Annotated in this window: 12 protein-coding genes; 7 read left to right on the forward strand and 5 right to left on the reverse strand. The window is 43.5% G+C overall.

Translation table 11 applies throughout. The features are described 5' to 3' along the window. Positions 1-58 precede the first annotated feature (58 nt). The 5 genes from FLM53_RS20955 to FLM53_RS20975 all read left to right on the forward strand — a co-directional run bounded on the left by FLM53_RS20955 (position 59) and on the right by FLM53_RS20975 (position 5,020). Positions 59-532, forward strand: a complete 474-nt coding sequence (locus tag FLM53_RS20955; protein WP_176679566.1) for an FKBP-type peptidyl-prolyl cis-trans isomerase — start codon at positions 59-61, stop codon at positions 530-532. Positions 533-734: 202 nt separating this feature from the next. Beyond that, the gene (locus tag FLM53_RS20960; RefSeq protein ID WP_176679565.1) at positions 735-1,328 is read left to right on the forward strand and encodes a TetR/AcrR family transcriptional regulator; all 594 of its coding nucleotides are present in this window, start codon (positions 735-737) and stop codon (positions 1,326-1,328) included. Between the two features lie 181 nt (positions 1,329-1,509). Further along, positions 1,510-2,541, forward strand: a complete 1,032-nt coding sequence (locus FLM53_RS20965) for an NADP-dependent oxidoreductase (RefSeq protein ID WP_176679564.1) — start codon at positions 1,510-1,512, stop codon at positions 2,539-2,541. Positions 2,542-2,565: 24 nt separating this feature from the next. Further along, positions 2,566-3,186, forward strand: a complete 621-nt coding sequence (locus tag FLM53_RS20970; protein ID WP_176679563.1) for a glutathione S-transferase family protein — start codon at positions 2,566-2,568, stop codon at positions 3,184-3,186. A 151-nt stretch (positions 3,187-3,337) separates the two neighbouring features. Continuing rightward, positions 3,338-5,020: an RluA family pseudouridine synthase gene (locus FLM53_RS20975; protein ID WP_176679562.1), complete on the forward strand. Its 1,683-nt coding sequence runs from the start codon at positions 3,338-3,340 to the stop codon at positions 5,018-5,020. Between the two features lie 69 nt (positions 5,021-5,089). Here the strand turns inward: FLM53_RS20975 and FLM53_RS20980 are convergent, their stop codons facing one another. Beyond that, positions 5,090-5,446 carry a DoxX family protein gene (locus tag FLM53_RS20980; RefSeq protein WP_176679561.1) on the reverse strand — a complete coding sequence of 119 codons (357 nt, stop codon included), beginning with the start codon at positions 5,444-5,446 and terminating at the stop codon, positions 5,090-5,092. Between the two features lie 129 nt (positions 5,447-5,575). On the opposite strand from FLM53_RS20980, the gene FLM53_RS20985 reads away from it, so the two are divergent. Continuing rightward, positions 5,576-6,472: a LysR family transcriptional regulator gene (locus FLM53_RS20985; RefSeq protein WP_176679560.1), complete on the forward strand. Its 897-nt coding sequence runs from the start codon at positions 5,576-5,578 to the stop codon at positions 6,470-6,472. A gap of 61 nt (positions 6,473-6,533) precedes the next feature. On the opposite strand, the gene FLM53_RS20990 is transcribed toward FLM53_RS20985, so the two are convergent. The 3 genes from FLM53_RS20990 to FLM53_RS21000 form a co-directional block, all read right to left on the reverse strand. Next, on the reverse strand, positions 6,534-6,827 hold the full coding sequence (locus tag FLM53_RS20990; RefSeq protein WP_019821980.1) for a YkgJ family cysteine cluster protein: 294 nt from the start codon (positions 6,825-6,827) through the stop codon (positions 6,534-6,536). Positions 6,828-6,992: 165 nt separating this feature from the next. Further along, positions 6,993-8,177: a D-alanyl-D-alanine carboxypeptidase family protein gene (locus FLM53_RS20995; protein WP_176679559.1), complete on the reverse strand. Its 1,185-nt coding sequence runs from the start codon at positions 8,175-8,177 to the stop codon at positions 6,993-6,995. Positions 8,178-8,349: 172 nt separating this feature from the next. Further along, positions 8,350-8,946, reverse strand: coding sequence for a DUF4136 domain-containing protein (locus FLM53_RS21000; protein WP_176679558.1), 597 nt, complete (start codon positions 8,944-8,946; stop codon positions 8,350-8,352). A gap of 268 nt (positions 8,947-9,214) precedes the next feature. Between FLM53_RS21000 and FLM53_RS21005 the strand changes: the two genes are divergently transcribed. Further along, a complete protein-coding gene (locus tag FLM53_RS21005; protein WP_017068159.1) occupies positions 9,215-9,469 on the forward strand; it encodes a YgjV family protein in 255 nt (84 codons plus the stop codon). Between the two features lie 162 nt (positions 9,470-9,631). Here FLM53_RS21005 and FLM53_RS21010 read toward each other — a convergent pair whose 3' ends face one another. Further along, positions 9,632-11,095 carry a sensor domain-containing diguanylate cyclase gene (locus FLM53_RS21010; protein ID WP_176679557.1) on the reverse strand — a complete coding sequence of 488 codons (1,464 nt, stop codon included), beginning with the start codon at positions 11,093-11,095 and terminating at the stop codon, positions 9,632-9,634. Between the last annotated feature and the right edge of the window lie 244 nt (positions 11,096-11,339).

The raw sequence follows: 11,339 nt of genomic DNA on the forward strand, positions 1-11,339 counted from the left end.
GATTAACACATTTTGTATTAACTACGAAATTCAGCACTCAATATAAATAGGTTTTACTATGTCTAAATTTGTCATCCCGGTCATTGTCTTTCTTTTGGCGGGTTTCATGATTTACCGTACTTGGACGAATCATAAGTCTGGTGCAGAAAACTTCGAACAAGGTCAACAGTTCCTTATCGAGAACGGCGCTAAAGAAGGTGTTGTAACGACTGAAAGCGGCCTGCAGTACCTAGTTCTTGAAGAAGGTACAGGTACAGAACACCCAACAAAAAACAGCAAAGTAACAGTTCACTACCACGGTACTTTGATTGACGGCACTGTGTTCGATAGCTCTGTTGAGCGCGGCGAGCCAATCTCATTTGCTCTTAAGCAAGTAATCAAAGGCTGGCAAGAAGGTTTGACTTACATGGTTGAAGGTCAAAAGGTTCGTCTGTTTATCCCAAGCCCATTGGCTTACGGTAAGGGCGGTTCAGGTCCTATCCCACCATCAGCAACGCTGATTTTTGATGTTGAGTTAATCTCTATCCAATAATCGAATTGCTATAAACAAGCTTCTGATTTAAGCCCCAACATGCACACCATGTTGGGGCTTTTTTATATAGCTATATGTTTTAAATTGGTTTTAATTGAGATCTTTCTAAGCTATCGCTCAAGAACACAGTCAACATCCAAGACCAATCAAACGAAAATAGACCGACTAGACGACTGGTCTAATTTAAACTATAGTACCGACCATGAACGAGAAAACGAATGACACACGCCTGCATATTTTAAATGTCGGCTATCAATTAATAGTGAACAACGGCTTCAATGGCGTTGGCTTATCACAGTTGCTTAAAGAAGCGGACGTGCCGAAGGGTTCGTTTTACCACTACTTTAAATCGAAAGAGCAATTTGGTGAGGCGTTAATTCAGCACTATTTTGAAAACTACATCACTAAGATTGAATCCATTTTGGTACACGGTGAAGGCAACCATTATCAACGAATTCTGGGTTACTTTTCACTGTGGGCAAAAACTGAAGATGGCACCTGTAACGCGCATAAATGCTTAGTAGTTAAACTTAGCGCTGAAGTTTCTGATCTTTCTGATCCTATGCGCCAAGCTCTGCTCAAAGGAGCCGAAAAAGTCACTCAAACGATACAGCACTGTGTTGCTGGTGGTGTGGATGATGGCTCTATCAAAGTAAATAACAGCCAAGAAGTCGCTCAGAACCTTTACTCAATGTGGTTAGGCGCCAGCTTATTAAGTAAGTTAAGCCAGAACCCACAGAGCTTGAAATCGGCATTAAGCCTTACCGAACAAATTTTAAAAGGTGAAAGCCACTAACGCGCACCGCGCCTTATTCGCTCTTTTTTGCTTCACCTCGCTTTGAATTGCTTTAACTTGCTGTAACTTAAAAGAAATCACCCGCCCTCTTATCAATTTGATGACGGCGGGATTTTTAGACAACAAGACTAGACGACTGGTCTAATTCTAAATGAACACAATATAAAATTAAGGACATCCAATGACTCAACAAGACAATCGCCGCATCGTATTGGCTTCTCGCCCAGTTGGCGCACCGACTCAAGATAACTTCCGCTTAGAAACAGTGGCCGCACCAACAATTAATGACGGCGAGATGTTACTTCGCTCGGTTTACCTATCTCTTGATCCTTACATGCGTGGCCGAATGAGCGATGCGAAATCTTACGCAGAGCCAGTTGCTATTGATGAAGTAATGGTTGGTGCAACCGTGTGTCAGGTTGAAGCGTCAAACAACGCTGATTTCGAAGTTGGCGAGTGGGTATTAGCGTACACAGGTTGGCAAGATTATGGTGTTTCTAACGGCGAAGGTCTTATCAAATTAGGTAAAGAGCCAAGCCACCCTTCTTACGCACTAGGTATCATGGGTATGCCAGGCTTTACCGCTTACATGGGTTTATTAGATATCGGCCAACCGAAAGAAGGCGACACGTTAGTTGTGGCAGCGGCGACAGGCCCTGTAGGCGCAACTGTTGGACAAATCGGTAAACTGAAAGGTTGTCGTGTCATTGGCGTGGCAGGCGGTCAAGAGAAATGCCAGTACGCAAAAGAGGTTCTTGGTTTTGATGAATGTATCGATCACAAGGCAGACGACTTCGCAGAACAACTGGCGAAAGCGTGTGACAACGGCATCGACGTTTACTTTGAAAACGTTGGCGGTAAGGTATTCGATGCAGTAATGCCTCTTCTAAACACAGGCGCTCGTATCCCTGTTTGCGGCCTTATCTCTCAATACAACGCGACATCACTTCCTGAAGGCCCAGATCGCATGTCTAGCCTAATGGGCACTCTTCTCGTTAAGCGCATTAAGATGCAAGGCTTCATCATCTTTGATGACTACGCACACCGTTACAACGAGTTTGCAACTCAAATGACCGAATGGCTGTCTCAAGGAAAAATGCATTACCGCGAGCACCTAATTGAAGGCCTAGATGAAGCACCACAAGCATTCATGGGTCTGTTAGAAGGTCAGAACTTCGGCAAACTTGTTATCAAAACTAACGAACCAAAATAGCTCAAAGATAGAATAGGCAGAATTATGATTACTTTACATCACCTGAATAAATCACGTTCGAAGCGTATCATCTGGCTACTGGAAGAGCTTGGTGTCGATTATCAAATCAAACCTTACCAACGAGACAGTGTCACGTTTTTAGCACCACCAGAACTGAAGTCTGTTCACCCTCTTGGTAAATCTCCAGTCATTGAAGACGATGGCGTAGTGATCAGTGAATCTGGCGCAATTACTGAGTACCTCATCGACAAGTTTGGCGAAGGTACATTCGCACCAGTACGTGGCACAGCTGAATATGTTGAATATTCACAGTGGCTACACTTTGCTGAAAGCTCGGGCATTTTGCCAATGCTGCTTAAGATTTTCGTGATGAAAGACGGCTGCGAGACAAACTTCCTTGGTGGTTACGCAGACGACGAAAATCAAAAGATCTTAACCTTCGTTAACGAAGCACTTGAAGGCAAAACTTATCTTGTAGGCGAAACTCTCACTGGTGCCGATTTCATGATGTCGTTCATCGTAGAAATTGTGGGCAACTTTGGCGCGACTGCGCTCTACCCTAACATTGCTAAATACGGTGATCTTTTAGCAAGTCACCCTGCTTACCAAAAAGCGGAGCAACTAGAGTTAGAACACTCTAACTAACCAAGATTTGTTCCATTCAATGCTCCCATAGCATGAACATAACAATCTAAATGAAGCCAAAGCCGATTTATCTTCCGCTTTGGCTTCTCATTTGCCTTCATTTCGACAACAATACCGAGCTCTAACTGAATACCCATAGAGTTTGATCTTCATGTCAGCAAACCTTGCTCAATACACACCACTGCGCACGTTAAACCAAACAGCGAATCAAGCGTTATCATTGCCAAAGCGTTTTACATTCCCGTATTACTATACTCCGCATCCTTTGTGTGAATTAGCGATGCAGCAGCTTCAACAGTCACTGCTTGACTGTGGTGTGAATGAAACATCGCAAGGTAACCTCTATGCCGTTCTTCTGGTTCAACATCCTCAAACTCAAGAGTTGGGCTACCTTTCTGCGTTTTCAGGTCTGCAGCTAGATTCGTCTTTGGAACCTCTGCTATCGAGTATCGCCTTCGTTCCTTCTGCTTTTGATAAGCAGCAGTTTCAGGCTCTAAACACGCAAGACTTAACCCAACAAACGGCATTAGCTAACGACATTGCGAACCTAGAGAAAACTCACAACCTCGATGAATTGACTGCAACGCTGAGCGAACTTAAAAACGACGCGGGCAAAGCAATAAAAGCATTTCAGCTCACTATGGCTGCCAACAAAGCACAGCGTAATGAGCTTAGAGAGCAAGCTAACCAAGAGAAAGAACTAGGGAACCTAGAGTCTGCAGCCAACCTGCTTAAACAGTTGGGCAACCAAAGCAGCCAAGAGAAGCGAGACTTAAAAGCACTTCGAGTTAAGTGGAAACAAAAGATCGCAGAACGTCAGTCACAAGTTGATGCCGTAGAAAGCGATCTCAAAAGCCGCAAGCGGGACTACCAAACAGTTTCCGCAGAGTTAGAAACTCAGCGTTTGTCTCATTATCGTTTTCTCAACCAAGCAGCAGAGCCAAAGAGCCTGCTTGAATTATTAGATGGCAAAGACGCACTAGACGGTTCAGGTGACTGCTGCCTACCCAAGCTGCTTAACTTTGCCTTTGAGCACGGCTTTAAACCATTAGCTTTATCTGAGTTTTGGTGGGGTGTGCCGCCAACGGATATCATTCGACAACACGGAAACCTTTACCCTGTTTGCCAGAGCAAAAGTTTCGAGATTCTCGACCACCAGCTAAGCGGCATTGAGTTAGAAGATAATCCGCTTATCGTAAACCCTGCGGTGGGTAAGTCGTTTGATATTGTTTATGAAGATGAAGAAATCGTGGTCGTGAACAAGCCTGAAGAGTTCTTGTCGGTTCCGGGTAAGTTCATTGAAGACTCGGTTTACACTCGCATTAAAGCGCGTTACCCGAATGCTTCTGGCCCTTTGATTATTCATAGATTAGACATGTCGACATCTGGATTGTTGATCTTGGCGCTGACGGCCGAATCCAACAAACATATCCAGAAGCAGTTCATCGATAGAACCGTCGAGAAACGTTACACCGCTCTGCTTGATGGTGAAATTCACGGTAAATGTGGCGATATAAGCTTGCCGTTACGCGGCGACATTAGCGACAGACCAAGACAACTCGTTTGCCATGAACATGGGCGTAACGCTGAAACGCATTGGCAAGCCGTCAGCACTAACAACGGCAAAACCAAGGTTCACTTGTACCCTAAAACAGGCCGTACTCATCAGCTACGCGTACATTGCGCTCACCCGTCAGGCCTCGGTGTACCAATCCGCGGTGATGACCTTTATGGCTACAAACGTGAACGCCTGCACCTTCATGCGGGCTACCTAAAACTCATTCACCCAACAACCGGGGAATGGGTCGAGTTTGAAGTGCCTTCTGAGTTCTAACCTACTTTGTCGCGTGGGGCTTTCGAGCCCTACTCTTCTCAACTAACCTGCAAATAAGCTTTCGAGACACTACATAGAAGCTAGTACCAAAAAGCTTGTACACAATAAAGTGACTATCGCAGGAATACCGTCTTTCCAAGTATCAAATCTTAAGTGGAAGTAAAGTGCTCCTATTGAAGTCGCTCCCAATATTGCACCGCCCAACAATTGAGTCTGTTCTGGTGAAATGTCACATAGAGCTAAAATCAAAAGTACTGCTCCTGTCAGTTCGACTAACCCCACCAGAAACATAATCACTCTATTCAAGCCATAGCTTTTAAAGAAACCAAGCTGGATTTCAAATACCTTCTTTTGCCAACCAAGTGTTTTAATCGAACTCGCCAACACAAAGAACATCACGATCAAAATGTTGATTGCTGTACTCATCTCGCCTACCTCTATTAAGAATCATTAATTTCAACAACGCTATTTAATCATTCATAATTCAGGTGATAAATGCTAGTTTTAAGATAGTTAAGATTCCAAAATGGAATAGATAAACCAAAGGTGAGTAAGATGGATAAGATCGAATGCATTCGTATCTTTGTGGAAACCGCGCAACTGAATAGCTTCACCGCAACGGCCAACAAGTTAGAGATGACACAAAGTGCGGTGAGTAAGAAGATCGCATGGTTGGAAAATGACTTAGGGATCACTTTGTTTCAACGAAACAGCCGAAAAATCTCCCTCACTCATGCAGGAAAAGACTACCTCACCTATTGCTCCCGTTTACTCGAAGAGATGTCTACCATAGAAAGTAAGCTCAAGCGTGAGACTCAATCCGTAGAAGGCGAGATTAAAATCTCAGCACCAAGTGCCTTTTCTACAATGTTATTGAGCGAACCACTTCAAGCCTTTATTGCGCAGCATCCAGGTATCCGTGTAAACCTCAGTGTCGATGACCGCATTGTTAACCTGAATGACCACAACATTGATATTGCTATCCGAGCATCACAACTCAAAGATTCAGGGTTAAAGGCTCGCTTCCTGTTCAACAACAAAATCCAATACGTTGCATCACCGAATTACCTCAGTAAGTTCGGGAAACCTGAACACCCACAAGATCTTATCCAACATCAGTGCTTAACCTATTCTTTGATGAACCCTGCGAACGAATGGCGTTTCACCGATAAAGATCGCCAAAGCACCAGCGTGAAAGTAAACCAGGTTTTCACGTCAGACAGCCCAGAAATGCTGCTGACTATGGCTCGACAAGGTTTAGGCGTGGTTGCGTTACCTGATTGGATGAGTAACAAGTTTGTTGAGAAAGGAGAATTAACGCCGTTATTGGAAGGTTGGAACAACGATTACTTGCCGATGTACGCGGTGTACCATGCAAGTGATTATTTGCCTCAGCGGATTCGCGTGTTTATCGATTTTCTTGCAGAGAGCTTGAGCTCCACTGATAAGTGATAATTAGAGCTCTACGAACAATAGAGCTCAGGCAATAGTTAATACATTACTTTGGTGACGCTTAACCCATCACATCTTTGCGCTGGTCAACGCATTCGAAAGAGCCCATTTCGAACTCACGGCAGATCCATGGTCGATTTTCGTAGATCGTACACATCAGTGTTTCCCTATCGACCGCTGAGCACCAACCATCATCTAGACGTTTCATGGTTTCACCGCCCCATTCGTCATAAGCGATATGCTCTTCTGGAACGCCAGTGTCTGTGATGATCATAACCTCTAAACGACAACAGCACGCCTGACAATTGGCACAAGTTACTTCAGGTTCGGTGATGTTCTTTATCTCTATGGTCATAAGTGACTACACTGCTAAATTTTGCGTATAGTAATCGAAACCGCTCGCTACGGCTAATAAAGAAAGCTGCAAATACTGTTTTCATACGGGCAAAAATAGAAACAGGCGTTGTGATTGACTCACAACGCCCGTTAGATTTTTCATTTAGCTAGATAGAAGCGCTATCTAGAATAGACTCGCGAAGAACAACTTAACGTAATCCATTAAACGCTTGAACAAACCGCCCTGTTCGACCGCTTCAAGCGCAATCAAAGGTTGAGTTTGAACATCTTCGCCATCGACGGTGTAGTGAACCACACCTAAAGTTTGCCCTTCGGCAATCGGTGCTTTCAGTTCAGAGTTAAGCTCGATAGACGCGGTCAGCTTTTTACTGTCTGACTTAGGCAACGTGATAAACGTATCTTCCGCAACACCAAGCTTCAATGTGTCTTGATCACCAAACCACACCTTCTCTTCTGCTACTTGATCGCCGCCTTGATGCGGGTTTAGCGTATCGAAGAAGCGGAAGCCGTAACTCAATAGCTGCTTACTGTCTGACTCACGGCTCTTAACGCTTGATGCGCCCATAACCACCGCGATAAGTCGCATTTCACCTTGTGTCGCAGAGCTCGCTAAGCTATAGCCTGCGCCAGATGTGTAGCCTGTCTTCATGCCATCAACGGTTAAGCTTCTATCACGTAGCAAGCCATTACGGTTGTGCTGTGTGATACCGTTATAGCTGAAAGAACGTTCGCTATATAAGCCATACACATCAGGAAGATCTTTAATAATCGCTCGGCCAAGGAGTGCGATATCATAAGGCGTTGAATATAAATCTTCAGCATCTAAACCGTGTGCGTTAGCAAAATGGGTGTTTTCCAATTTCAGAGAAGTCGCCCAAGAGTTCATCAAATCTACAAAAGCATCTTGTGAACCGGCTACGTGCTCGGCAATCGCAACACTAGCATCGTTACCCGATTGAATGATCAAACCGCGATACAGATCCATCATCGCAACATCGGTATTCACTTCAATGAACATCTTTGAAGAGTCTGGGAAGTTCTTCGCCCATGCGTTTTCACTGATACGAACTTGATCGTCCGCAGAGATGTTGCCTCGCTTCATCTCTTGGCCAGCAACATAGCTGGTCATCAGCTTAGTTAAGCTTGCTGGGTTTAACTTAGTGTGTGCATTGTTTTCGACAAGCACATCACCAGAATTAAAGTCGATTAACACATACCCTTTCGCACCTAAGCTAGGTGGAGTCGGTACGATAGAAGGTGCTGCGACGGCGGCATTACTAACCATCGCGGCGTTACTTACAATGAATATACTTAATAGAGGGAGAGAGTATTTGGAGAACAGTTTCATTGAATCAAACCTAAGTTAACGTTTTGTCCAGTATAGACAAATGCTAGCAAAAGAAGCGCGAACTTTACGTTGCTTTACGCAAATGTACCTTTAGTTACAAATAAAAAAGTATAATCTGCGATCTGTCCGTTTTTTAGACAGATAATATTGACTCAATGAATATATTTAATACTTAGTTTAAGCGCTCGGGCATGCGTCTAAATAGCATCTCAACAAAGCCTGAAATGCGTTGTTTGCTTTCGCCAGATTCCAGTTGTGGTTGAATACCAGATTGCGCTAATGATCGCCACTGAATCATTTCTGAATTTGGTACTGAAAACACGATATACAGAGATCCTTTTTCAGCCAATTTACCTTTGCCATCATAGAAAGGTACGCCCGTAGAAAGCTGAACCGCATCAAAAATTGAATTGTCATTAAGCTCCGATTCTTCCGCGAGCCCGAAACCAACGACTACATCACCAATACTGCCGTCCTGTTCCAAACGGTATCCTTTCTCAGACAATTGCTCTTCAATTGCGTCACGTACCATATCGGTAACCAAGGTTTCATCGTATTTTTGAGAAAGATAGACCTGTTCCGATTGTGGGTGCCACGAGTATGTCGTCACAGCATCTTTCATGAATTCGAAGTCACCGCTTGTCACGACACCATAGTCATGTGCTGCTGGTTGTTCTTGTGTGGTACAAGCCGTCAGTCCAACCGCCATTAAAGCCAACAGTGCCACTTTTTTTATGCTTTTTGTTGCACAAATGGATCGTTTTATCATTCGCGGAGTCCCTACCTATATAAGAATAACTATCAATTCAACCTCCAACATAATTAGTAATTATGTTAATAGAAAGGTCATTAAACGTTTGCGTAATCGCTAACCTTCACTTCTGCCCGTTTTGGGGGTTTAATCACAAAAACAGAGTTGGTATAGTCTACCCCGTTAAACAAAACCAGACCATTCGAGGCACGGAGCTTCCTCAATCATCTCATGAAGAGAAGAATTGGTACCGACAAAGTATCGGCAAATTTAAGAGGGTCAAACAATGGAATTCAATATGGTTGAAATTTTAGGTTACGCTGCGTCTATTATGGTCGCAATTTCATTAACAATGAAAGATATCGTTCGTCTGCGTGTCCTTAACTTTATCGGTTGTGCTCTCTTCACAGCATACGGCATCATGATTGACGCATGGCCAGTTGCTGCAACCAACGGTTTTATCGCTTGTGTAAACATCTACTTCCTTGCAAAAATGCAAAAGGAAAAAAAAACGGAAGCGATGAAAGCAGCGAAAGCTTAAATTAGCGACTCGCATTTCAAAAAATTGTGAAAAAGCCCAAACGGTTCCTCTCGTTCTAGTAAGAACAGAAGCACAGTTTGGGCTTTTTTATGTCTGTCGTTTATCAATCTCTTAATCTGTCACTTTAAAAACTAGCTTCAAAGCGACTCCGTCGAAAGTGCATCACGTATAAGCAATGCGATATTCGTTCTCTCGGTACATCTGAGTGTTATTGCGGCCACTCTCTTTGGCTTGATATAGCGCTTTGTCGGCTTTTTCGATTGTACCTTCTATCTGAAACAACACCTGAGCATAACAACACCCCGCACTCACCGTTACTGGTGACACCAACCCTTGTATTTGTTCGACTCTGTGTCTTAACGTTTCTGACAATTCGAACAGCCGACATTCGTCACAGTCAAACGTCACCAGAATAAACTCTTCGCCACCATAACGAGCAATTAAGCGATGATCACTTGTAAACTGCTTCAAGGTTTTCGCGACGGCACAAATCACCCTATCACCCTGCGCATGTCCGTGTAGGTCGTTCACTGATTTGAAATGGTCAATATCCAATAGAATGACGCCAACACCTTGTAAGGGGTAAGGCGAGTTATCCGATATTCTCAGTTTGATCTGCTCAATGAAACTGCGTCTACTGTGCAATCCAGTAAGATAATCAAGGCTCGCCACATCTAAGATCTTTAGGTGACGATGCCGCAGGTAAAGGACCAGAACCACAATAATACTCAGTAGGCTAACCACCAACGTCATCAAGCTTGCTAGCAATAAACTGTGGTTTTTGTTGAGCTCTTGTTCTAACACTCCCGCTGAAATAACCCAGTTCAGGTATGGATAAAACTTATAGAAGATATTTTTGCTTGTCGTGCCATCTTCCGTAGAGATTGAGTAGCTAAAGTGACCTTCTGGTTCAGCTACAACCTTATCGAGCAGCAACTCTGAAGAATCTTCAATCAAGGCTTTTAAATGCTGGTGTTCAAAGTTAGGTTGAAGAACTAGCTCACCCTGTAAATCAACGATATACACATAACCACTATCGCCATAAGAGTACTTTCTCAATTTGTCTTTAAGCGCTTCAAGATCAACCAGATACATCAGTTCATCTTTATAAGTGGTCGCCACCAATGTATTGCCACTCGGCAGCCTCACTGAGTACGCAACCTTCGCACGTTTACCCACTTCATGTGGATTGGCGTGAGAATACTGAGTCATTCCTGAATTTAAACTCAGTTGTTGTTGAATATGGGTTAAGTGTGCACGATTTTGCCCTTGTAGAAACGGGTGATACAGATGAACACCTTGAGGCGACATTAGATAGATATAGCCAGACTCTCCAATCACCAGTTCATTGGCAATTCTGATGACTTCGTCGACTTCTTGTTCTGGGTTGACACGCACAGTATGAGAGGTGACGGTATCAGTCACCCCTTTGAGATAGGTTCTTATCGCTTCGTTGACTGTGGTGTCTACGATATCGTAGCTCGCGTTCACAATAGTACGAAAGAAGAACTGATTGGATTCTAATAGTGATTCTTTCGTCCGGTTGAACTGAACAGCAGAAAGGATCAAAGAAACTACGGCCAGTACAATTGAAAAACTAAGAATGTATTTACGTCTGACTTTCAAAATGACCCCGTAGCTTTTTAATTTTAGGGAACGCTATTGTTTTTGTGATAAGCAGACTGTTTTATATCATAGTTGTATTTTTTACTGAACGAGTGTCGATATTTTGAGAGATTTCTATACGCAATCTGTGACTTATCGCAAAAACGCCGAACTGAATTCAGTTCGGCGTTTTGATTTTACGTTTGAATTGTATGTTTAAATCACACTAAATCACTGATAAATAGACTCAAAACCATTCGTATTT

This window comes from Vibrio sp. Scap24 (assembly GCF_013394185.1).
In the GTDB taxonomy this organism is placed as follows: Bacteria; Pseudomonadota; Gammaproteobacteria; order Enterobacterales; family Vibrionaceae; genus Vibrio; species Vibrio pomeroyi.